The organism is Sphingomonas sp. LM7 (genome assembly GCF_002002925.1).
In the GTDB taxonomy this organism is placed as follows: Bacteria; Pseudomonadota; Alphaproteobacteria; order Sphingomonadales; family Sphingomonadaceae; genus Sphingomonas.
In genome coordinates, this window is the sequence record NZ_CP019511.1 from 1,584,420 (window position 1) to 1,608,186 (window position 23,767).

General features: G+C 66.0%; 16 protein-coding genes. 7 read left to right on the forward strand and 9 right to left on the reverse strand.

Annotation, left to right across the window (positions count from 1 at the left end):
* The first annotated feature begins 122 nt into the window (after window positions 1–122).
* The gene (locus BXU08_RS07165) at window positions 123–377 is read left to right on the forward strand and encodes a hypothetical protein (protein ID WP_077509434.1); all 255 of its coding nucleotides are present in this window, start codon (window positions 123–125) and stop codon (window positions 375–377) included.
* On the opposite strand, the gene nagE is transcribed toward BXU08_RS07165, so the two are convergent.
* The 3 genes from nagE to BXU08_RS07180 form a co-directional block, all read right to left on the reverse strand.
* A complete protein-coding gene (gene nagE, locus BXU08_RS07170) occupies window positions 370–2,067 on the reverse strand; it encodes an N-acetylglucosamine-specific PTS transporter subunit IIBC (protein ID WP_077509435.1) in 1,698 nt (565 codons plus the stop codon). The two genes, BXU08_RS07165 and nagE, sit on opposite strands and share 8 nt — an antisense overlap.
* Window positions 2,064–4,532 (reverse strand): phosphoenolpyruvate--protein phosphotransferase, encoded by a 2,469-nt coding sequence (gene ptsP / locus BXU08_RS07175; protein WP_077509436.1) that lies wholly within the window; start codon window positions 4,530–4,532, stop codon window positions 2,064–2,066. The genes nagE and ptsP overlap by 4 nt, the downstream gene beginning before the upstream one ends.
* A 201-nt stretch (window positions 4,533–4,733) precedes the next feature.
* The gene (locus BXU08_RS07180) at window positions 4,734–7,418 is read right to left on the reverse strand and encodes a TonB-dependent receptor (protein ID WP_077509437.1); all 2,685 of its coding nucleotides are present in this window, start codon (window positions 7,416–7,418) and stop codon (window positions 4,734–4,736) included.
* Window positions 7,419–7,626: 208 nt separating this feature from the next.
* On the opposite strand from BXU08_RS07180, the gene BXU08_RS07185 reads away from it, so the two are divergent.
* The 3 genes from BXU08_RS07185 to nagA are packed head-to-tail and all read left to right on the forward strand — an operon-like array spanning window position 7,627 to window position 10,551.
* Window positions 7,627–8,370: a GntR family transcriptional regulator gene (locus BXU08_RS07185; protein ID WP_077512115.1), complete on the forward strand. Its 744-nt coding sequence runs from the start codon at window positions 7,627–7,629 to the stop codon at window positions 8,368–8,370.
* A 28-nt stretch (window positions 8,371–8,398) separates the two neighbouring features.
* Entirely contained in the window at window positions 8,399–9,406 is a 1,008-nt protein-coding gene (locus BXU08_RS07190; protein ID WP_150125625.1) for an SIS domain-containing protein, read from the forward strand.
* Complete coding sequence (gene nagA, locus BXU08_RS07195) at window positions 9,406–10,551, forward strand: N-acetylglucosamine-6-phosphate deacetylase (protein WP_077509439.1); 1,146 nt, start codon at window positions 9,406–9,408, stop codon at window positions 10,549–10,551. The genes BXU08_RS07190 and nagA overlap by 1 nt, the downstream gene beginning before the upstream one ends.
* Here the strand turns inward: nagA and BXU08_RS07200 are convergent.
* The gene (locus BXU08_RS07200; protein WP_216352910.1) at window positions 10,523–12,529 is read right to left on the reverse strand and encodes a response regulator; all 2,007 of its coding nucleotides are present in this window, start codon (window positions 12,527–12,529) and stop codon (window positions 10,523–10,525) included. The two genes, nagA and BXU08_RS07200, sit on opposite strands and share 29 nt — an antisense overlap.
* A gap of 61 nt (window positions 12,530–12,590) precedes the next feature.
* Window positions 12,591–17,981: a HAMP domain-containing protein gene (locus BXU08_RS07205; protein ID WP_253190535.1), complete on the reverse strand. Its 5,391-nt coding sequence runs from the start codon at window positions 17,979–17,981 to the stop codon at window positions 12,591–12,593.
* Between the two features lie 195 nt (window positions 17,982–18,176).
* On the opposite strand from BXU08_RS07205, the gene BXU08_RS07210 reads away from it, so the two are divergent.
* From BXU08_RS07210 to BXU08_RS07220, 3 genes are read left to right on the forward strand one after another with little or no spacing between them, the layout of a single operon-like run.
* Window positions 18,177–18,548 (forward strand): hypothetical protein, encoded by a 372-nt coding sequence (locus BXU08_RS07210; protein ID WP_077509441.1) that lies wholly within the window; start codon window positions 18,177–18,179, stop codon window positions 18,546–18,548.
* A gap of 1 nt (window position 18,549) precedes the next feature.
* Window positions 18,550–18,828: a DUF5985 family protein gene (locus tag BXU08_RS07215; RefSeq protein WP_077509442.1), complete on the forward strand. Its 279-nt coding sequence runs from the start codon at window positions 18,550–18,552 to the stop codon at window positions 18,826–18,828.
* Window positions 18,825–19,085, forward strand: coding sequence for a DUF5985 family protein (locus BXU08_RS07220; RefSeq protein ID WP_077509443.1), 261 nt, complete (start codon window positions 18,825–18,827; stop codon window positions 19,083–19,085). The genes BXU08_RS07215 and BXU08_RS07220 overlap by 4 nt, the downstream gene beginning before the upstream one ends.
* Window positions 19,086–19,092: 7 nt before the next feature.
* Here the strand turns inward: BXU08_RS07220 and BXU08_RS07225 are convergent, their stop codons facing one another.
* From BXU08_RS07225 to obgE, 4 genes are read right to left on the reverse strand one after another with little or no spacing between them, the layout of a single operon-like run.
* On the reverse strand, window positions 19,093–20,640 hold the full coding sequence (locus BXU08_RS07225; RefSeq protein WP_077509444.1) for a hypothetical protein: 1,548 nt from the start codon (window positions 20,638–20,640) through the stop codon (window positions 19,093–19,095).
* A 42-nt stretch (window positions 20,641–20,682) separates the two neighbouring features.
* On the reverse strand, window positions 20,683–21,588 hold the full coding sequence (locus BXU08_RS07230) for an NAD(P)-dependent oxidoreductase (RefSeq protein ID WP_077509445.1): 906 nt from the start codon (window positions 21,586–21,588) through the stop codon (window positions 20,683–20,685).
* The gene (gene proB, locus BXU08_RS07235; protein WP_077509446.1) at window positions 21,585–22,697 is read right to left on the reverse strand and encodes a glutamate 5-kinase; all 1,113 of its coding nucleotides are present in this window, start codon (window positions 22,695–22,697) and stop codon (window positions 21,585–21,587) included. The genes BXU08_RS07230 and proB overlap by 4 nt, the downstream gene beginning before the upstream one ends.
* A 1-nt stretch (window position 22,698) precedes the next feature.
* Window positions 22,699–23,748: a GTPase ObgE gene (obgE, locus tag BXU08_RS07240; RefSeq protein ID WP_077509447.1), complete on the reverse strand. Its 1,050-nt coding sequence runs from the start codon at window positions 23,746–23,748 to the stop codon at window positions 22,699–22,701.
* Window positions 23,749–23,767 lie beyond the last annotated feature (19 nt).

Genomic DNA, 23,767 nt, shown 5'->3' on the forward strand with positions numbered 1-23,767 from the left:
GTGCATATTTGGCAATTGACGTGCCGAAATGGTGCGGCATACTCCAAACCTGTCCAACCGATTCAGGACTCGGCCATAGAAGCCGGCGCAGTCGGACAATAGGACGAGACCTGGGAGGGGTTATGGACACGATGTGCGGCGCTGCCGTGAATCTGCCGCCGATGAGCGCCTTTGCTGAAGTATATGTGCATCGTCCCTCCGCGCGCGGCGGACCGGTCACGGCGCTGTTCGGCCCGTTCGGCGACTGCGCCTTCGTGCTGGTGCGCCAGGGCGGCTATGGCGATGCCGAATGCTGGATCGAGAGCGCGACCGGCAGGGTTTCCTATGCCGACGTCGTCGAGGCCGACCGCGCCGGATTGATCCAGCGCGCTACTTGACCGGCTGAAGCGCCGCCGCCAGCTGCGCCGTCGCGCTGCCGGCAATGAGGTGGACCGGCTGGCACGCATCGCCCGGAATCACGGTCGCCAGGATGCCGCCGCGCGCGAGCGCCGGTTCGTCGATCTTCGACAGATCTTCCAGATCGACCAGCAGGCGTGTGCCGCGTGCACGCACTGCACGGATGTTTCCACTGCCCAGCGCGCGGACGATCGCCGCCGCATCGAAAGCGGGCCCGGTCGGTGCGGCGATGGGACCTGCAGCCAGTGCCGCGCGCACTTCGCCGGCGATCTGGTCCGCCATCGGGCCGAACACGACTTGCAGGCCGCCCTTGTCGAGCTTGAGCACGCCGCGGGCGCCAAGCGCACGCAAGGCGTTCTCGTCGATCGCCGCATGGTCGGCCACGACCAGCCGGAGCCGCGTGGTGCACGCGTCGACGCTGCGGACGTTGCTGCCGCTGCCCAGCGCGGCCAGGATTGCGGGGCCGCGTTCGCCCGACGCCGCCTGCTGCGCGGCAGGGGTCACTTCGGCGTCTCGGCCGGGGGTCTTCAGGTCCCAGCGGCGGATGCACCAGCTGAACGCAGCATAGTAAAGCCAGAAATAGAGCGCGCCGACCGGGAGCAGCCACAGCGGATTCGTGGCGAGCCCGAAATTGAGCACATAGTCGAATAGCCCGGCTGAGAACCCGAAGCCCAGCTTCACTCCCAGTGCGTCCATCAGCACCATCGCGATGCCGGTGAGCACCGCGTGGACGAGGTAGAGTATGGGTGCGAGGAAGATGAAGGTGAATTCGATAGGCTCGGTGACGCCGGTGAGGAACGACGTGAGCGCAAGGCTGAGCAGCAGGCCACCCACGGCCTTGCGCCGTTCGGGCAGTGCATTGCGGTACATCGCAAGGCATGCGGCGGGCAGGCCGAACATCATCACCGGGAAGAAGCCCGACATGAACGCACCCGCAGTCGGGTCGCCGGCGAAGAAGCGCTTGATGTCGCCGGTCGCGCCGTTGAAGTCGCCGAGCAGGAACCAGGCGATGTTGTTGATGATGTGGTGCAGCCCGGTGATCAGCAGCAGCCGGTTGAGCAGGCCATAGAGGAACAGCCCGAACGGCCCGGCGCCGAGCACCCAGCGGCTGAGCGTATCGACACCCGCCTCGAACCACGGGAAGCCGACGCCGAAGAGCACTGCGCCGGCCAGCCCGGCAAGCCCCGCGACGATCGGCACGAAGCGGCGGCCGGCGAAGAAGGCGAGATAATCGGGCAGCCGGATGTTGGAGAAGCGATTGTAGAGCACGCCCGCGACGATGCCCGCGCAGATGCCGGCGGCGACGCTGAGCTTGCCGATCTCCTTGGCCCGCCACGCAGCCTGCTCGACGGCGGAGGCCGAAAGAACCTCGGGCGGAAGATGCAGCAGCACCTTCGCGCCCTCGACTGCGACGAGATAGGCGACCACGCCCGCAAGCGAGGCGGCACCGTGGTTCTCGCGCGCCAGGCCGACCGCGACGCCGGCCGCGAACAGCAATCCGAGATTGGAGAAGATCGCCTCGCCCGCCGCCGCGACGAATGGGATACCAAGCATATCGGCCTGCCCCAGCCGCAGCAAAAGCGCAGCAATCGGCAGCACCGCGATCGGCAGCATCAGCGCGCGGCCGAGCGGCTGCGCCTTGGCGAGGAGCGAAGCGGGTCGGAAAGTCATGCCAGCGCCTCGCGGGCGAGCGTGCGGACTTCGGCGGGAGACGAGGCATCGCACGCTTTCTCCGCCAGCGCAGTGCAGGATGCGATGTCGAGCCGACGGACGACTGCCTTGAGCCCGGGTATCGCCGCCGGAGTCGCCGAAAGCTCGGTGATGCCAAGACCGATCAGGATCGGCGCGGCGAGCGGATCGGAGGCAAGGCTGCCGCACACGCCGGCCCAGCGCCCCGCTTCACGGGCGCCCCTGCCAACTTCGCGGATCAGGCGGAGCACTGCGGGGTGCAGCGCGTCGATCCGCTGCGACACAGCGGCGTTCCCGCGATCGGCCGCGAGCGTGTACTGAGTCAGGTCGTTGGTCCCGATCGAGAGGAAATCGGCCTCGCGCGCGATCTGGCCGGCGAGCATCGCTGCAGCGGGCGTCTCGATCATCACTCCTAGTGGCACCGGCTCGACGATGCCCAGCACGGCACGCACTTCGTCGAGTATCGCGCGGACCGGGCGATAATCGCCCAGATCGGCGACCATCGGCAGCATGATCCGACACTGGCTGGCAGGTACGCCGCGCAGGATCGCGCGGAGCTGGAGCCGCATCAGGTCGGGCCGGGCGAGGCTGAGGCGCACGCCGCGCAGGCCCAGCGCCGGGTTCTCCTCGCCGCCCAGCGGCAGATAGGGCACCGGCTTGTCGCCGCCGATGTCGAGCGTGCGGACGATCAGCGGGCGCTCGCCCAGCGTGGCCGCGATCCGTGAATAGGTCTCGCGCTGCTCCTCCTCGTCGGGCGCGATGTCGCGGTCGAGGAACAGGAATTCGGTGCGCAGCAGGCCGCATCCTTCGGCGCCGGCAGCGACGGCGGCGGCGGCGTCGGTCACCGAGCCGAGGTTGGCGAATATTTCGATGCGCGTTCCGTCGGCCATGCGGCAGGGTGTATGTGCGTCGGCGGAGTCGCGTGCCCGGCGCTCGCGCGTGGCAAACAGCTTTTTGCTGGCGTGCGAGAGCGCATCCGGACTCGGATCGACCATGATCGTGGCAACATCGGCGTCGAGAATGACCGGCGTCCCCTCGGCGATCGACAACACCTCCTCGCCCGCCGCCACCACCATCGGAATGCCGGCCGAGGCAGCGAGGATCGCGACATGCGATGTCGGGCCACCCGCGGCGGTGCAGACCCCGGCGAGATTGGCGGTGTCGAGCGCGAGGAATTGCGAGGGCAGCAGATCCTCGGCGATCAGGATCGTGCCGGGGCGCAGCGTGGGGACGCTGGCGCCTGACGTACCGAGCAACGCGGCGACGACCTGGCGTTCGAGATCGACCAGATCGGCGACGCGCTCCATCAGCAGCGCATCGCCGGTCGCGCGGATAGCAGTGGCGGCCTGCGCGGTCGCGGCGCGCCACGCGAAGGCCGCGCTGCGTCCGGCGGCGATTTGCTCACCTGCTGCGCGCAGCAGTTCGGGATCGGCGAGCAGCGCGCGATGCGCCTCGGCGATCTCGGCGGCAGCGCCGCGAGCGCCCGCCAGTCCACTGGAAAGTTCGTCGAGCGCCGCATCCAGCGACGCGCGTTCTGCATAAGCGCCGGTGCCGTCCTGCGGCACGTCCTGATCGAGGGCCCTTAGTTGCAGCGCCTGACCGATGGCGAGGCCGGGCGATGCGCAGACCGGCCCGTGCGCGCGGACGACGGGTGCTGCCGGCGCTGCCGAAACCGCTTCGCCGAGACCTGACAGGATCAGATCGGCGACCGTGTCGACCGCGGCACGTGCATCGGCACCAGTGCCGATGATGCGGACCTTGCTCCCCGAGGCGATGCCGAGCCCGAGCAGTGCGACGGTGCTGCGCGCATTCGCCCGCTTGTCGCCTGATGCAAGTTCGGTTGCGGCGACGAATGGCCGCAATGCCGCAGCGATCCGTGCTGCCGGGCGCGCATGGATGCCGTGCGGCGCGGTGACGGTTACCTCGCGTTCGAAGCGCTCCTCGATAGCAGCCTTGCGACTCGCCTCGTGCCGCGTGCCGCCTGAAATGTACGCGACCGGTGTGCCGGCCTCGACCCGGCGGCCAGTCGCCTCCAGCGTTAGGACATAGCCGTCGCTGGCGAGTACCACCGGTGTGATCAGGGCCTTCGCACCCTCAGCGACGGCATCGAAATCGAACGCGATCAGCGGGTCGCCGGGGGCGACGCGTTGGCCCACGCGAACTTTGGCTTCGAAGCCCTCGCCACCGAGCGCGACCGTTTCGAGGCCAATGTGGAGGAGCAGCTCGGCGCCATTGTCCAGCCGCAGCGTCACGGCGTGCGCGGTAGCGGGGATCGAGAGGATTTCGCCCGCCGCAGGTGCGCGGAGCACGCCCTCGACGGGATCGACCGCGAAGCCGTCACCCATCATCCGCTCGGCGAATACCGCGTCGGGCACGGCGTCGAGCGATGCAAGCCAACCGGCTAACGGCGCGACCAGCGTGATCGTGCCTGCAATCACGCCGCTCACTGGGCAGACTCCCCGGCTGCGCATGCGGCGCTGAGCGCCAGGAACGATCGAGGAAAGAAAATCAAGCGCGGCTCCCGACGATGATCCGACGAGCTTAGGCGGTTTCGCGCCCGGCTCAATCGGCTGCTTTCCACTCGCTCAGGCGGGAACGGGCGGCGGAGAAACGCGTGTCTCCGCCACCCGAACCGCCCTACTGCAGCGTCAGAAGTTGACGTTGACCGAGGCGAGTGCCCGGCGGCCAGTGCGATAGACCCCGCGCGGCAGGCGCGGCGTGTTGGCATAGGCGTAATATTCGCTGTCGGTGAGGTTCATCCCAGAGATGGTCAGGCCGATATTCTGGGTGATGTTGTAGGTCGCCGAGACATCGACGTTCGCGGTATCGCGGACGTACATCTGGTCACCGCGATCAATGCCAGTGAAGTATTTCGACCGCCAGGTATAAGTCCCGCGGATCGAGACCGGGCCAGCCTCGAAGAACGGGCTCAGACTAGCTTGATGCCGCGAATTGAACGGCAAGTCTGCCCCACTATCGGCTTTGCCGTCGGAGTAGGTGTAGTTTGCGAGGAGGCCGAAGCCGTAGGGAAGGTTCTGCTGATAGGCGATTGCGAAGCCCTTCACCTGCGCCGAACCGGCATTGAACGGACGGCTGATGTCGTAGTTGGTGACGATCCCGAGCGACGTGTTGAAATGGCTTTCAACCCCAGTGCGCTGGAGGATGTAATTGGTGACGTTCTTGTAGAACAGCTCGGCGGCGAGGATAGCGCGCGGCGCGAAATACCATTCAAGCGAGGCATTGAAATTGTCCGATTCATACGGATCGAGATCGGGATTGCCCCCGCCGCCGGTGAGGATCTGGTCCGACAGCCAGAAATAATTGGTCATGTCGGCATAGTTGGGCCGCGAGATCACCTGCGTCGCGGCGAAGCGGAAGATAAGGTCCTGCTTGAGACCGATCGCGATGTTGATCGTCGGCAAGACCTTCTCATAGGTCTTGCTGGTGCTCTCCCAGGTCCAGTTGGCCTGCGTGCTGCACGTCGTGCCCGGAATGCAGACATAACCCGCGCTCTCGCTGGCGGTGTGCACATAGCGCGCGCCGATATTGCCGTGCAGCGCACCCTGTTCGAAATCGATCTGGGCATAGGCGGCGTGGATGTCCTCGGTCACGTCCCAATTGCCCGCGGTGAACTCAGCCGCGGCGAATTGCGACGGCGTCGGCACCGCCCCGCCACCGGGCACCCAGCTGCCGCCCTGGACGTAATCGACCATCGACTCGCCGTTGATCTTGAAGCGGCCGGTCATCTGGTCGTTCACGCCATTGAAGCCGCGCAGATAATTGTCGCTCACCTGGCTGGTATCAAACAGCGATGCGGCAGCATTGACGCCTGCGACGGTGACGCCGGCATAACGCTGACCAGTCTCGTGGCGGCGGTATTTATAGCCGAGCTGCAGGCTCTTGAGGCTGCCGTCGAACTTGAACTTGAGGTCGGCCTGACCGTAGCGCTCCTTGTCGGTGGTCGGCTTCTCGACGAGATTGCCGCTCCAGCCCGGATCGGTCGCAAAGGCCGCGGGATTGCCGAGCACGTTGGTGCTGTAGCTGATCGTTCCAGGGCTGCCGGGCGCGCCGCTGATATCGACGGTGTAATTGGCCCAGTTCAGGAATTCGAGGAACACCTGCTTCTTGGTGCCGCCATCGGCGTCGGACATGCCGCCTTCGACATTCAGGTTCCAGTTCACGCCTTCCCAGCCGATCTGGCCGTGCCACGTCTCGGAATGCATCTCGGCGACGCGATACTGCGCGTCGAGCACCGAGAGCGCGTTGGTGAACGACGCCTGGGTGACGATGCCATCCTGCACCTGCAAGCCGTTCAGCGCGCCGGCGCTATTCCAGGTGTTGCCCGGGAAGGCGTACATCGACTGGTTGAGGTTGTCATAGGTCGCATCGATGCGGAGATAATCGACGCCGACCGTGAGCTCGGGCACCGGCTTCCACTGCGCCGCCGCCGAATAGGTCAGCCGTTCGCGGCCCTGCTCGAAATACGACGTGCCGAATGCGTTGGGGAACACCGCATCGGGATTGGCGGCGAGCGTGGTCGCGCAGGTGCCGGTGCAATTGCCTGTGGTGATCGAGCTGGTGCCGGCGTCGTTTTGCCCGTTCCAGAAGTCCGCGGTGATCGTGCCATAGGCTTCGAGACCGTCGCGGCGGAGCCGGTCCTTGGCACGCTGGAACGAGGCGAGCAGGCCGATCGTACCCGCTTCGTTGCGCCAGCTGACCAACGCAGAGCCCTGCACGTCGCCCTTTTCCGAGCGATCGTTATAGAGGTAGCCAAGCGTGCCGGCGACAGTGAACGGCTTGAGGTCGAGCGGCTTGCGCGTGATGACGTTGACCGTGCCGCCGATCGAACCTTCATCGATCCGCGCTTCGGCCGACTTGTACACGTCGACCCGGCTGACCAGCTGCGGCGCGAGCAGCGCGTAGTTGAAGGTTCGGCCCGGCGAATCGAGGATGAACCAGTCGGCCGACGCGACGGTCTGGCCATTGAGCAGCGTGCGGTTGAGCGCCGGGTCGGTGCCGAGGATCGAGACCTTCTCACCCTGGCCGAACTGTCGATCGACGGTGACGCCCGGAACCAGCGTCAGCGCTTCGGCGACGTTGGTATTGGGGAATTTGCCGACGTCCTCGGCCGATACGGAGTCGATGATCGAATTAGCGTTGCGCTTGTTCTCGATCGCCGCGGCGAGTGAGGCGCGATAGCCGGTGACGACGATGTCCTCACCTTCCTGCGCTTCGGCCGTAGCCGGCGCATCGTCTGCAGTCTGTGCGTGCGCGGCGCCCGTGAGCAGCGCGAACGCGCTGGCGGTGCCGACAAGAAGAGCCCGAATCCGCATGTCTCATCCCCTTAAGATGATTTATTGTGGCATGCCTTTTTTATACCAGTTGCATACCATTGAGCAGACCATCTGCCACGCCATTGCGACCGTCAAGAGGGAATCTTTCACAAATGTGACGAGAAGAGGCATTTTATGGCTGGCGTGTGGTATGATATTGGTATTAGTGTTGCTTCTGTCGCACACAAGCCCAATGGTGGGAGCCAAGATGCCGCTGCTGGCCGAAAAGATACGTCCTCTTGATGGAGCCGGTGGCGGGCCGCTGTACCGCCGGCTGGAAGACGCCCTGCGCGATGCGCTGCGCGATCAGGTGCTCAAGCCTAACGAGGCGTTGCCCGCGGAACGCGATCTGGCCGCCGACCTCTCGGTCTCGCGCATCACGTTGCGCAAGGCGCTCGACACACTGGTCAACGAAGGCCTGCTGGTCCGCCGCCAGGGCGCAGGCACTTTCGTCGCCGGGCGCGTCGAGAAGCAGTTCGCCAAGCTCTCCTCCTTCTCCGAGGACATGGCCGCACGCGGACGGACGGTGCGCAGCGAATGGCTCGGCCGCTCCTCGGGCGCGGTGACGCCCGACGAGTCGCTTACGCTGGGCCTGAGCCCGGGCACCCCGGTCTATCGCTTCAACCGCATCCGCTTTGCCGACGATACGCCGATGGCGATCGAATATTCGACCATTCCCGGCTTCGGGCTGGACGGCGAGGAAGGCGTGGGCGCATCGCTCTACGCCGCGCTGGAAGCGAGCGGCAATCGGCCGGTACGCGCACTCCAGCGGCTGCGCGCCGTGCTGTTCGACGCGGCGCAGGCCGAATTGCTGGGGATCGAGGCGGGCGCGCCGGGGCTGTATATCGAGCGCCGCGGCTTCCTGGCCGATGGCCGGGTGATCGAAGCGACGCAGAGCTGGTATCGCGGCGACGCCTATGACTTCGTCGCCGAACTCGACACGCGAGGCTGATCCAGTGACGAGCCCTGAAACGACGAAGATGTTCCAAGAAGCCGGCGAGGCCGCGGCGGTGGTGCGCCGCCAGCTGACCGCCAACCAGAGCGCAGTCACCGCGCTCGCCGCGCAGCTTCGCGCCGAATCGCCGCGCGGTGTTCTCACCTGTGCGCGCGGCAGCTCTGACCATGCCGCGACGTTCGGCAAATATCTGATCGAGACGCGGCTGGGCGTGCTGACCACTTCGGCAGCGCCTTCGATCTCGTCGGTCTACGGCGCGTCGGCCAAGCTTGCCGGCATGTTGGCGATAGGCATCTCGCAATCGGGCAAGAGCCCCGATATTCTCTCGGCGATGCGCGCGGCCAAGGCAGGCGGCGCCCGCACGGTGGCATTGGTCAACACCGCCGATTCGCCGCTGGCGAATGAAGTCGACACCTTCCTGCCGCTCCATGCCGGCGCGGAACTCAGCGTCGCGGCAAGCAAATCCTACATCGCCAGCCTGGCCGCCTTGCTGCACCTGGCCGGCGAATGGGCCGGTGACGGCGAGCTGCTCGAAGCGCTTCACGGCGCCCCTGCCCTGCTCGAACAGGCATGGACGGCGGACTGGTCGCCGATGGTCGAGCGGCTGGAGCGGGCGCAGGGGCTGTACGTCATCGGCCGTGGCCTGGGCTTCGGCATCGCCCAGGAGGCAGCGCTCAAGTTCAAGGAGACCTGTGGACTCCATGCCGAAGCGTTCAGCGCCGCCGAAGTCCGCCACGGGCCGATGGCGCTGGTCGGGCGCGATTTTCCGCTGCTCGTGTTCCGCCAGGGCGACGAGACTGCCGATGGAGTCGACGAGCTGGTCGCAGAAGTGCTCGCCCGCGGCGGCGACGTGCTGGTGAGCGGCGGCGACGTGCCCGGCGCGGTGCAGCTACCGCATCCGACTGCGCATCCGGCGATCGAGCCGATGCTGCAGGTCCAGGCATTCTACCGTGCCGTCAACGCACTCTCGCTGCGCCGTGGCTTCGACCCCGACCGGCCACCCCTGCTCGCCAAGGTCACCGAAACCGTCTGATGGTCGCAGCGCTGGTCAATGGCCGCGTGCTTCGCGACGGCGCCCTTCGCGATGGCGAGGCGGTGCTGCTGGAGGGCGAGCGGATCGCCGCCATCGTGCCGTTGGAGGAAGTGCCGGTGGGTGCGGCGCGCCACGATCTTAAGGGTGCGATGCTGCTTCCCGGCTTCATCGACACCCAGGTCAACGGCGGCGGCGGCGTGCTGTTCAACGATTCGCCGACTGTCGAGGGGATCGCCGCGATCGGCGCGGCGCATCGCCGCTTCGGCACCACCGGCTTCCTCCCGACGCTGATCAGCGACGATCTCGACGTGATCCGGCGCGCGATCGCCGCCGTGGATGCGGCGATCGATGCGGGCGTACCGGGCGTGCTGGGCATCCATATCGAGGGCCCGTTCCTCAACGTCGAGCGACGCGGCATCCATCGTTCGGACAAGATCCGATCGCTCGACGACGAAGGCTTCGCGGTGCTGACCTCGCTTCGGCGCGGGCGGACGCTGGTGACGCTGGCGCCCGAGCGGACCACCCCCGCGACGATTCGCCGGCTGGTCGATGCCGGGCTGATCGTCGCGGCGGGTCACAGCAACGCCAGCTATGCGCAGTCTATCGCCGCAGTGGAGGCCGGAGTCACCGGCATCACCCATTTGTTCAATGCGATGTCGCCGCTCACCTCGCGCGCGCCCGGCCTCACCGGTGCGGCGCTGGAGCGGCCCGAACTCATTTGCGGGATCATCGTCGACGGGCATCATGTCAACCCGACCACGCTCAAGATCGCACTGTGCTGCAAGGCGCCCGAGGGGCTGATGCTGGTGACCGACGCGATGCCGTCGGTGGGCAGCGATGCCGACAGCTTCATGCTGCAGGGCCGCCGCATCGATGTCCGCGACGGGATCTGCAGGGATGCCGACGGAACGCTGGCCGGATCGCATCTCGACATGGCCGCCGCAGTCGCCAACAGCGTCGCGATGCTGGGGGTCTCGATCGAAGCCGCGGCGTGCATGGCCGCGCAGGCACCCGCGGCGTTTCTCGGTCTGCAGGGTAGTGTCGGCACGATCGCCCCGGGCTACCGCGCCGATCTGGTCGCGCTGGATGCGACCTTCGCAGTGATCGGCACCTGGATCAGCGGCGCTCGCGCAACGCCGCCTTGAGCTGTTCTGGCGTGAAGGGCTTGTCGAGGATGCGGACGCCTGCGCTTTCCGAGGCATTGAGGTCGGCCTGGGCATAGCCGGTGATGATGAGCGCGGGGAAATCGGTGCGCTCGTTGCGGACCTGACGCACAAGCTCGGCACCCGACATGCGCGGCATCGCATAGTCGGTGATCAGCAAGTCGAAGCCCGCGGGATCCTTGCGGAACAAGTCGAGCGCCTGCGCGCCCTCGGTCACGTGCTGCACCGTGTGGCCGAGATCCTCGAGCAGCGCCGCAGTGACGGTGCGGACGCCGTCATGGTCGTCGACCAGCAGGATCCGCATCGCCGCGACTGCGACGTCCGCCAGATCCTCGGCGATGGCCGGCGCCGCGCCGGGTTCGGGATCGGGTGCGCGGGGTAGCCAGATCTCGACACAGGTGCCGCTGCCGAGCTCGCTGTCGACGCGAACCTCGCCGCCCGATTGCTGCGCGAAGCCATAGACCATGCTGAGCCCCAGCCCGGTGCCCTTGCCCACCGGCTTGGTGGTGAAGAAGGGTTCGAGCACCTGCTCGATCAGCTCGGGCGCGATCCCGCAACCGGTGTCGCCGACGCCGATCACGACATAATGGCCGGGCTTGAGGCCAGTGCGGCCGACCTGCTCGACGATCTCGCGATCCTCGGCGGCGACGGTGACGACGCCGCCTTCGGGCATCGCATCGCGCGCGTTGATGATCAGGTTCATCAGCGCGAGTTCGAGTTGCGCGGCGTCGGCGTAGACCGGCGAGAGATCGTCCGAGAGCTTCCAGCCGAGTTCGACCATCCCGCCCAGGGTGTGTGCGAGCAGGCTGGTGACGGACTGGGCGAGCCGCGGGATCTGGATCGATGCCGGCTCTAGCTTCTGGCGGCGGGCGAAGGCGAGCAGATGCTTGACCAGCTCGGCGCCCTGCTCGGCCGCGTGCTTGGTCATGCCGACGATCTTGGCCTGGTCATCGCTCAGCGGCACGCGCCGCTGGATCATGCCGAGTCCGCCGAGCACCGCGGCGAGCAAGTTGTTGAAGTCGTGCGCGATGCCACCAGTCAGCTGGCCGATCGCGTCCATCTTGCGTGCCTGGGTGAGCTGGCTTTCCAGTTCCTTGCGTTCGGTGACGTCAAGCAGCGTGCCGGCAAACTCGACCGGATTGCCGAAGGAATCGCGCAACAGCACCGCCTGGTCGAGGAAATGCTTGTATTGGCCATCGGCGCATTGCCAGCGATACTCGACGGCGAGCGCCTCGCCCGACCGGCGTGCGCCGAGCGCTTCGAGCGCACGTTCGCGGTCCTCGGGATGCAGCCGGTCGGCCCAGAGCGCCGGGGCATTCTGGATCTCCTCGAACGCATAGCCGGTGACCGCTTGGAAATTGCCGCTGACGAACTTCGGGATGCGTGGATCGGCGTCGACTTCCTCAAGGTAGAGCACGATCGGAAGCGACTCGATGATCGCCGCCTGGCGCTGCTCGGCGAGGCGCAATTCCTGCTCGACGCGCAGCCGCTCGGCATTGGCGCGCAGGTTCGCGTCGAGCAGTGCCTGCTCCTGCCGCGCCTTGCGCTGGATTTCGCGCGTCATCAGGAACAGGTCGACGAACACTGCCACCTTCGAGCGGATGACCACCGGCTCGACCGGCTTGAACACATAGTCCACGGCACCCATCGAATAGCCGCGCAGGAGATGCTCGCTCTCCTTGTTTACGGCGGAGAGGAAGACGATCGGCACGCGCTTGGTCTGCTCGCGCGATCGGATCATCTGCGCGGTCTCATAACCGTCGATGCCGGGCATGTAGACGTCGAGCAGGATCACTGCGAATTCGGTACGGAGCAGCTGGCGCAGCGCTTCCTCGCCCGAATTGGCGACGACGACTTCGGCGACGTCCTCGAGCACGTTGGCGATCGCGAGCAGGTTGCGCTCGTCATCATCGACGACGAGCACCTTGGCGCGATCCTCGATGATTTCTGCGTCTGCCACCAATATCGCCTCGGCTATCGTCGCGGTTCGGGTCGACGGGATCTTCGCACGCATCCGCACCTCAGTTCCGCTCGGCCACGATCAGTCCGCCGCCTTGCGAGGCGTCGCGCGACCGGGCGATCCAGACACGCAGCAAGGCTAGCAGCAAATCGATGTCCACCGGCTTGGCGATATAGTCCGATGCGCCTGCGTCGAGGCATTTCTGCCGATCGCCCTTCATCGCCTTCGCCGTCACGGCGATCAGCGGCAGATCGGCGAGCTGGGCGCGCCGGCGGATTTGCTGCATCGTCTCATAGCCGTCCATCTCAGGCATCATGATGTCGATCAGCGCGATGTCGATCCCCGGCGTCTGCTCCAAGATCACGATGCCGTCACGGCCGCCCTCAGCATGGAGTACCTCGACGCCATAGCTCTCCAGCACGCTGGTCAGCGAATAGATGTTACGGATGTCGTCGTCGACGATGAGGATCTTGGCATCGGCAAGCTCGGGCACTGCGCGGGCGGCCTGGATGACCTGATCGGTCTGTTCCGGCACGAGATCGACAACTGCGGGGTGCGCGGCGATGCGATCGGCCAATTCCTGGAACACGGCGGCCAGCGCATCCTTGTCCGCGGGCTTCTCGGTCACTCCAAACGCGCCGAGATCGAGTGCCTGCGCGACCTTGTCCGCGCCCGAGATGACGTGGATCGGGACATGGCGGGTCTGCGGGTCGTGCTTGAGCAGATCGAGCAGCACGAAACCGTCGATGTCGGAGAGCCCGAGATCGAGCGTGATCGCGTGCGGCTGGAGCTTGCGCACCATCGCCAGCGTGCCCGCGCCGGCGCCCGAGACCACACCCTTGAGCCCCGCCCCGCGCGCGATATCGAGCAGGATCGAAGCGAAGGTGGGGTCGTCCTCGACGATCAGCACGAAGGTCTCGCCGGCGAGATTGTCGCGATCGTCGCTCAGGTCGAACGCGCCTGCGCTTGGCAATGCGCTGGGCACCATCGCCCCGCTATTGTCGTAGCGTGCGGGCGTGCCGAGCTGGCCGATCTGCGTCGGCGCGATCGCCTGGAGCGGGACGAACAAGGTGAAGGTCGAGCCCTCGCCCGGCTTCGAGCGAACCTGGAGCTCGCCGCCGAGCAGCCGCGCGATCTCGCGGCTGATCGACAAGCCGAGACCCGTGCCGCCGTACTTGCGGCTGGTGGTGCCGTCGGCCTGCTGGAACGCCTCGAAGATCAGCTTCTGCTTGTCCTGCGGGATGCCGATTCCGGTATCGGTGACTGCGATCTCGACTGCGGTATCGACGCCACGCAGCACCGGATGGTTGGTGCTCCACCCCTTCGTCGCGGTCCGCACGGCGAGGGTGACGCTGCCATGGGCAGTGAATTTGAATGCGTTCGAGAGCAGATTGAGCACGATCTGCTGCAGGCGCTTCTCGTCGGTACGGATCGCAGCCGGCAGGCCCACGTCGAACTCGACGTTGAAGGCGAGGCTCTTGTCGGTCGCGAGCTGGCGGAAGGTGCGATCCATGTGCTGGCGCAGCGCCTGCATCGGCATCTCGCCGACTTCGATCGACACCGTGCCCGACTCGATCTTCGACAGATCGAGAATGTCGTTGATCAGGTTGAGCAGGTCCGAGCCGGCCGAATTGATCGTCCGCGCGAATTCGACCTGCTTGTCGTTGAGGTTGCCCTGCGGATTGTCCGACAGCAGCTTCGACAGGATCAGCAGCGAATTGAGCGGCGTACGCAGCTCGTGCGACATGTTGGCGAGGAATTCGGACTTGTATTTGGAGGTGAGCGCGAGCTGCTCGGCCTTCTCCTCCAACGCGCGACGCGCCATTTCGATTTCGAGGTTCTTGGCCTCGACCTGCTTCTTCTCGTTCTCGAGCAGCTGCGCCTTCTCCTGCAGCTCCTCGTTGGTGTTGTGCAGCTCTTCCTGCTTGGTGGTCAGCTCGGTCTGGCGTGCCTGCAGCTCCTGGGTCAGCAGCTGAGACTGTTTGAGCAGACCCTCGGTGCGCATCGTCGCGGCAATCGTATTGAGCACGATGCCGACCGATTCCATCAGCTGATCGAGGAAGCTTTGATGGGTCTCGTTGAACTCACTGAACGAGGCGAGTTCGATCACCGCCTTCACTTCATCCTCGAACAAGGCGGGCAGGATCGTAACATTGGCCGGCGCGGCCTGGCCCAGCCCCGAGCCGATCCGGAGGAAATCGCCGGGGACGTTTTCGAGCAGGATCGGGCGCTTGTCCGCCGCCGCCTGCCCGACCAGCCCCTCACGTAACGCGAACTTAGCCTTGAGCGCGTCCTTGCTCTCGGCGCCATAGCTCGCCGCCAGCTCCAGGACGGTGTCATCCGCTTCGCGGGTGGTGACGTAGAACACGCCATATTGCGCATTCACCAGCGGCGCGAGCTCGGACATGATAAGGTTCGAGACAGTGGTGAGATCGCGCTCGCCCTGCAGCATCCGGCTGAAGCGCGCGAGATTGGTCTTGAGCCAGTCCTGCTCCGCATTCTTCAAGGTCTGATCCTTGAGGTTGCGGATCATCTCGTTGATGTTGTCCTTGAGCGCGGCCATCTCGCCCGAGGCCTCCACTGCGATCGAGCGGGTGAGATCGCCCTTGGTCACCGCGGTCGCCACGTCTGCGATCGAGCGCACCTGATTGGTCAGGTTCGCCGCGAGCTGATTGACGTTATCGGTGAGATCGCGCCACAGGCCGGCAGCCCCCGGCACGCGCGCCTGCCCGCCCAGCCGGCCCTCGATGCCCACTTCGCGGGCCATGTTGGTCACCTGGTCGCCGAAGGTCGAGAGCGTATCGATCATGAAGTTGATCGTCTCGGCCAGCGCCGCGATCTCGCCCTTGGCGTCCACGGTCAGCTTGCGCTTGAGATTGCCCTGCGCCACCGCGGTGACCACGTCCGCGATACCGCGCACCTGATTGGTCAGGTTGGTCGCCATCAGGTTGACGTTGTCGGTGAGATCCTTCCACGTGCCGCCGACGCCCGGCACCTGCGCCTGTCCGCCGAGCTTGCCCTCGGTGCCCACCTCGCGCGCCACGCGCGTCACTTCCGACGCGAAGCCGTTGAGCTGGTCCACCATCGTGTTGATGGTGTCCTTGAGCTCCAGAATTTCGCCCTTCACGTCGACGGTGATCTTCTTGGAAAGGTCGCCCTTCGCCACTGCGGTCGTCACGTCGGCGATATTGCGGACCTGACCGGTGAGGTTCGCCGCCATCAAGTTCACATTGTCGGTGAGATCGGCCCAGGTGCCCGCGACGCCACGCACCTGCGCCTGTCCGCCGAGCTTGCCCTCCGTGCCCACTTCGCGCGCCACGCGCGTCACTTCCGATGCGAAGCCGTTGAGCTGGTCCACCATCGTATTGATGGTGTTCTTGAGCTCAAGAATCTCGCCCTTCACGTCGACGGTGATCTTCTTGGACAAATCGCCCAGCGCCACCGCGGTGGTCACTTCGGCGATGTTGCGGACCTGGCCGGTGAGGTTCGCGGCGAGATCGTTGACGTTGTCGGTCAGATCCTTCCAAGTGCCGCCGACGCCCTCGACCTTGGCCTGCCCGCCGAGCTTGCCTTCCGAGCCCACTTCGCGCGCCACGCGCGTCACTTCCGACGCGAAGGAATTGAGCTGATCGACCATCGTGTTGATCGTGTTCTTGAGCTCGAGAATCTCGCCCTTCACGTCGACGGTGATCTTCTTCGACAAGTCGCCCTTCGCCACCGCGGTGGTCACCTCGGCGATGTTACGGACTTGGCCGGTCAGATTGCCCGCCATCAGGTTGACGTTGTCAGTGAGATCCTTCCACGTGCCGGCGACGCCCTCGACCTGTGCCTGTCCGCCGAGTTTGCCCTCCGAGCCTACTTCGCGCGCCACGCGCGTCACTTCGGAGGCGAAGCCGTTGAGCTGGTCCACCATCACGTTGATCGTGTTCTTGAGCTCAAGAATCTCGCCGCGCACCTCAACGGTGATCTTCCTCGACAAGTCGCCTTTCGCGACCGCGGTGGTCACGTCGGCGATGTTGCGGACCTGGCCGGTGAGGTTCGCCGCCATCAGATTGACGTTGTCGGTAAGGTCCTTCCACGTGCCGCCGACGCCCGGCACCTGCGCCTGTCCGCCGAGCTTGCCCTCGGTGCCGACCTCGCGCGCCACGCGCGTCACTTCCGAGGCGAAACCGTTGAGCTGGTCGACCATCACGTTGATGGTGTTCTTGAGCTCAAGGATCTCGCCCTTCACGTCGACGGTGATCTTCTTCGACAAGTCGCCCGATGCCACCGCGGTGGTCACTTCAGCGATGTTGCGCACCTGGCCAGTCAGATTGTCGGCCATCAGGTTGACGTTGTCGGTGAGATCCTTCCACGTGCCCGCGACGCCCGGCACCTGCGCCTGTCCGCCGAGCTTGCCCTCGGTGCCCACTTCGCGCGCCACGCGGGTCACTTCGGATGCGAAGCCGTTGAGCTGGTCCACCATCACGTTGATGGTGTTCTTGAGCTCCAGAATCTCGCCCTTCACGTCGACGGTGATCTTCTTGGACAAGTCGCCCGACGCCACCGCGGTGGTCACTTCGGCGATGTTGCGCACCTGACCGGTGAGGTTGTCGGCCATCAGGTTGACGTTGTCGGTGAGATCCTTCCACGTGCCGGCGACGCCTTCCACGCGCGCCTGACCGCCGAGCTTGCCCTCGGTGCCGACCTCGCGCGCCACGCGCGTCACTTCCGATGCGAACGAATTGAGCTGATCCACCATGGTATTGATGGTGTTCTTCAGCTCGAGGATCTCGCCCTTAACTTCAACGGTGATCTTCTTCGACAAGTCGCCCGATGCCACTGCAGTCGTCACCTCGGCGATGTTGCGCACCTGCCCCGTAAGGTTGGTCGCCATCGCGTTGACGTTGTCGGTCAAATCCTTCCACGTGCCGGCGACGCCCTTCACCTTGGCCTGCCCGCCCAGCTTGCCCTCGGTGCCGACTTCGCGCGCCACGCGCGTCACTTCGGACGCGAACGAAGCGAGCTGCTCGACCATCGTGTTGACGACCTTGCCGATGCGAAGGAATTCGCCGCGGAGAGGCCGGCCGTCGATCTCGACCGTCATCGATTGCGACAGGTCGCCCTTGGCCACCGCGCCGATGACGCGCGCGACTTCGGCGGTCGGCTGGACCATGTCCTCGATCAGCTCGTTGACCGAGCGGAGCTTGGCTTCCCAGCCCCCGGTGGCGCCGCGGACATGGCCCCGCTGGGTGATCTTGCCTTCCTTGCCGACGACGCGCGACAGGCGCTCATATTCGCTGGTCATCGCCTCTTCCATGGCGACGACTTCGTTGAACAGCGACGCTATCTCGCCATCGGTCCCGTGCAGGTCGTCGGGCAATCGGACAGAGAAATCACCCCGGCGAAAGCTGCGGAGTGCGGCTACGAGTTGACGGCGATCGAGCGTGTCGCGAGGCAGTTCGGCGTTCACCTGGCACTCCTGGTATGTGTTCCCCCGCCCCGAGAAATGCTGAACGGCCCCCCGGCCTGACGCCAGCATAGCAACAGCAGCGCTGTAGGAAAAGTGAACGCGCGCATGGTTTTGAAGCGATTGCGGCATTTCACCGAAACGGTAGGAATGGCGCGAAACGTGGGGGAAACAACCGGATGACAGACGGCGCGCAGGATGCCGGGCAAACAAGAGCTCTCCAGTTTCATTCGCGCCACATTCCGCTCGGTCTGGGCGCTCGAACTGCTGTGCTTCCTAAAGACGAACCACGATCGGGCATGGTCGCAGGCCGAACTGGTCACAGCACTTCGGGGCAGCGATCTGGTCGTGTCGCAAAGCGTCGAGTCGCTGCTCGCCGCGGGGCTGGTGGTGATCGAAGCCGGCGAGCTGGTGCGCTATCAGCCGACGTCCGAGGCGGTCGACAAGCTCGCGACCGCTACGGAATCGCTCTACGCGGCGCGGCCCGACGCAGTGCGGCGCATGATCGTCGCGGCCACGCCATCGGGCCTCACCAGCTTCGCCGACGCGTTCAAGCTGTGGAGGGACTGAATTGACTGCCTGGTTCGCGCCGGTCGTCTATCTGCTCTGCTTTGCGACCAGTGCGGCGTGTACGCTGCTGCTCGCGCGCAGCTATCGCCGCAGCGGCATGCGATTGCTGCTGTGGAGCGCCTCGTGCTTTGGCCTGCTCGCCGCGAACAACCTGTTCGTGATCGTCGACCTGCTGCTGATCCGTTCGATCGATTTCGGGCTGGTGCGCCAGTTCCTGTCGCTGGCGGCGGTGGCCGTGCTGCTGCTCGGTTTTATCTGGGACATGGAGCAGGACGCGTGACGCTCACTGCCTTCCTTTCGGGCGCGATCACGCTGGGCTTCGCGACTGCGGCGCTGTTCTTCCTGCGCTTCTGGCGCGACACGCGCGACGAGCTGTTCCTGGCCTTCGCTGCCGCCTTCCTGCTGCTCGGCTTCGGCCAGGCGATCCTGGCGCTGGGCGGCATTCCCGACGAGCAGCGCAGCTGGGTCTATCTGGTCCGGCTGGTCGCGTTCCTGATCATCCTCTACGCGATCCTCCGCAAGAACCGCGCCGTGTAGGGCAGGTTCAGGCGGCTTCGGCCTCCACCCCGCCGCCCAGCGCCACCTGCTCGACCCAGCAATCGACCTGCCCGGCGATCTTGCTGAGCAGGCCGGCATGATAATGGGTGACGTCGGCCATCTCGTCGTCACGCTCGATCAGGTGCGCGAGGTCGAGCACCCAGAGATGCTCCGGATTTTCGCGCGCCGCGCGGCGCCAAAGCGCGTTGAAGAAATGCGTGCGCTCGCGGGTGTGGTTGAGCCCGGGGCGATATTTGTCCTCGGGCGCATCCTCGGGCGGCAACACCACCAGCATGCGCAGCCCGCGCTCGATCAGCAGGGTGCAGGTCCGGATCACGCAGGTCTGGTAGACGCCGCGTTCGAGCAAATGCCATTGGCCCGGCCAGCGCACGTCGAGATAATCGACCGTCGCGCCGTAAACCAGGAACGGCGGGAAATGCTGCTCGGCATAGCTGCCGTCCATCATCATCCGCAGCGCGAACAGCCGGGGATCATTGTCGAATTCGGTCACCGCCCGGAAGCGGCTGAAATGCGCGATCCCGCCGGATTGGCAATCAAACATGACTCGGATCGCCGGTTCCGCGGCGACGGGCAGCTGCTCGGCAAGCAACTGGGCGCGGATCTGCGCGTCGTGGAAGCTGCAATCCTCGATCCAGTCGGGCGCGGTGCGGCTGAAGCGGCCGTCCCAGGCGCTGGTATCGATTTCTGGCCAGTTCGCGCGCACCTTGGCCAGGGCATATTCCTCGATCCCCATGTGCATCACGCGGCACGAGAAGGTGAAATGGACAAGCCGCCCGGCCCTGCGATCGACCATCACGAAGCCGACCAGCCCGTAGCGGCCGTAGTTATCCCAGGCGAAGATCGACCAGCTGTCGAAGCCGACCAGGTCGATGATGTCGCGCTCGAGCGCGGCCTGCTCGACGCGCAAGCCAGTATAGTTGAGCTGGTTCGATCGGTTGATCAGTTCGGCAATACGCGGCGCGAAATCGAGATTGTCCATCATGTGCGGCGCACAGGCGCGGATGCCGCACGACCGCAGGAAATCCTCGTTGGACAGAGTGGTCGCGGCGGCACGGTCGCGTTTTTTTCGTTCAAGCATGCGATAGTCGTCGAGCCGGCTGCGCGTGCCGGTCTGGAGCGCGAGCAGGCCGGCGAGCTGGTCGTCGGCATCGGCGCGGGTAATGTCGAGCGTCTGGATCTCGGGCAGAAAGTGGCGGACTTCGGCGAGGTTCAGCGCGTTGTCGTCGACGAACAGCACATTGGCGGGGCGCAGCTGCATGTCCTCGACGATCGCCTGGATCGCTGCGGGCTTGGGCGCGAAGGCGATATGCGGGAACACGAACTCGTCCCACAGGCCAAGCCCGACAAGCATCGCCTTCGCCGTTTCGAAATCGTTCTTCGAGCAGATCGAGGAGACCACGCCCTTCGCGTTGAACGCGCGGACGAATTCGGCACGATGCGCGTGCAGCGCGACCGCATCGCCGTCGGCGAGTGTGCCGCGCCACAACGTATCGTCGAGGTCCCAGATGATGAGCTTGATCGGTGCCGTCCACATCCCCTTATTGTAGGACGTGCGCGCGCTCTCCGGGCGGAAGCACTAGAGCAGCCCCTGCTCGCGATACCAGGCGGCGGTCGCAGCGAGCCCGGCATGCGTCTCGACTTGCGGGCGCCAGAGATCGGCGGGCGGGCGGCGGGACGCGTCGATCACCCAATCCTCATGGCAGAAATAGGCGACGCGGTCAGGCGTCAGCTTGGCTCGCTTGCCGCGCACCAGCCGGTCGAGATGCGCGCCTGCCATCATCAGCGGCCGCGGTAGCGCGATCGCGGCAACGCGCTTGCCGGTCGCAGTGCCGATCGCGCGTCCGAATTCCCTGTGGCTCCAGCCATTTTCACGGCCGTCGTCGCAATCATAGCTGCGCCCGCCGTTCCCGCCATTGGCGAGCGCGAGCAACAGCCGGCCGAGGTCACCGACTTCGATCACGGACAGCCGTCCGCCGGGGGGCAGCAGCGCGATGCCGTTTCTCGCCAGACGGAACAGTTCGAGCATCTCCATGTCACCCGGGCCATAGATTGCCGGCGGCCGCACGATGCTGGTGTCGAGCAGCGAATGCGCGACCAGTTGCTCGGCTTCGGCCTTGGACCAGCCATAGGCGGACATATCGGGCTCACGCGCGGCGAGCGACGAGACATGGACGAATCGCTGCACTCCCGCACCCTCGGCAGCGGTGAGCATGTTGCGCGTACCCTCGATATTGCCGGCCGCGAAGCCGGCGCGGTCAGGCGCGTTCACGACCCCCGCGACATGGATCACCGCATCGGCGCCCTGGCAAAGCCGCGCCAGTGCCACCGTGTCGCCGAGATCGCCGGCGATCCAGTCGATATGCGCGCGCGCCGCCTGCTCGCGCCGGGTGAGCGCGCGAACGTGGTGCCCCGCTGCGGTGGCGAGCGCGATCAGCCGCGACCCGACGAACCCGGTGCCCCCGGTGATCGCGAGAACGCTCACAGCAGCGCCATATGGCTGCGATGCACCAGCGCCGAGCGCGGGGCGTAACCGAGGATCTCGGCATGCTCGTCGCTACGCCGCCCGACCAGACGCGCGGCATCATCGACCGGATATTCGGCCAGTCCACGCGCGAACGCCCTGCCGTCGGGTCCGGCGATCACCACAAGGTCGCCCCGCGCGAAATCGCCCTCGACGCGCGCTGCGCCGGCAGCGAGCAGGCTCTTGCCCGCTGTGAGCGCCTTCGCGGCACCGGCATCGACATGGATCGTACCTTTTGCCGTCAGCCCGCCCGCGAGCCACGCCTTGCGCGCAGGCGCCGACTTCTCGGCGACGAACAGCGTGTGCCGCGCATCGGCGGAAAGCGGCCGCTCGACTCGGCCCGAAGCGATAGCGAGATGCGCGCCGGCCGCATTGGCGATGCGTGCGGCGGCGATCTTCGAAACCATTCCGCCCGATCCCATGCCCGATGCCGAGCCCTTGTCCGCCATCGCCTCGATCGCCGCATCGATCCGCTCGACGCGATCGATATGCTGCGCACCCGGCAGCGCGGGATTGCGGTCATACAGGCCATCGACGTCGGACAGCAGGACCACGCCCTGCGCGCCCGCCGCCTGCGCCACGCGCGCCGCCAGCCTATCATTATCGCCGAAGCGGATTTCCTCGGTTGCGACGCTGTCATTCTCGTTAAGCACCGGCACCACGCCGAGTCCGAGCAGCCGATCGAGCGTCGCGGCGGCATTCAGATAGCGGCGCCGGTCCTCGAGATCGTCGAGCGTCACCAGCATCTGCGCCGCGGTCATGCCATTGGCGCCAAGCATCTCGGCCCAGACCTGCGACAGCGCGATCTGCCCGGTCGCAGCAGCGGCCTGCGCGTCCTCCAGGCTGGCGCGCCCGCCCTTGGCCAGCCCAAGCCGGCGCGCGCCCAACGCGATCGCACCGGAGGAGACCACCGCGACCTGCTGCCCCGCCCGCGTGCGATCGGCGATGTCCGCGGCGATCCCCGCCAGCCACGTCCGCCGCACGCTGCCATCAGGATCGACGAGCAGCGCCGAGCCAATCTTGACGATCAGCCGCGGACAGGAGGTGGGCGGGAACAGCGCCGCATGCATCTCAGACCGGCGACCACTCGATCGTGTCTTCGCCCTCGTCGTCGTCGCTTACTCTGGACGCCTCGGGGCCGATCGCTTCGAGCAGCTTGTCGAGCGCCCAGTCGACGCCCACGCCGCTCGCGCCGGAGATCGGGATCACCTGCGCGCCGCTGGCTTCCTCGAGCTCGGCCGAAAGCGCTGCGATCAGCTCGTCGTCGAGCGTGTCGATCTTGTTGAGCGCGACGACGACATGCTTGTCGGTGAGCCCGGCGCCGTAATTCTCCAGCTCGTCGCGGACGATGCGATAGCTTTCGGCGACGTCGGGATCATTAGCGTCGACCAGATGGAGCAGCACCCGGCAGCGTTCGATATGGCCGAGGAAGCGATCGCCGATCCCCGCCCCTTCCGCCGCGCCTTCGATCAGCCCGGGAATGTCGGCGACGACGAATTCGCGCTGCTTGTACCGCACGACTCCCAGCTGTGGCCGGGTGGTGGTGAAGGCATAGGCGCCGACCTTGGCCTGCGCATTGGTGACCCCGTTGATGAAGGTCGACTTGCCGGCATTGGGCAGCCCGACAAGGCCCGCATCGGCGAGCAGCTTGAGGCGGAGCCACACCCATGCCTCTTCATGCGGCCAGCCAGTGCCGTGCTGGCGCGGCGCGCGGTTGGTCGAGGTCTTGTAGCTGGCATTGCCGCGGCCGCCGTCGCCACCGCGCAGGAAGACGATGCGTTCGCCTTCCTTGGTGAGATCGGCGAGCAGCGTGCGGTCATCGTCGTCGCTGAGGACCTGGGTGCCGATCGGCACCTTGATCACCAGATCGTCGCCGCCACCACCGGTCCGGTTCGAGCCCGAGCCGCCATGCCCGCGCGGCGCGCGGAAATGCTGGGTGTAGCGGAAGTCGATCAGGGTATTGAGCCCTGCCACCGCCTCGAAGATGATGTCGCCGCCCTTGCCGCCATTGCCGCCGTCGGGGCCGCCATATTCGATGAACTTTTCGCGCCGGAAGCTTACCGCACCGGGTCCACCGGCGCCCGAGCGCACGAAAATCTTCGCCTGATCCAGAAAATGCATGGGGCGTCATATAGACGTT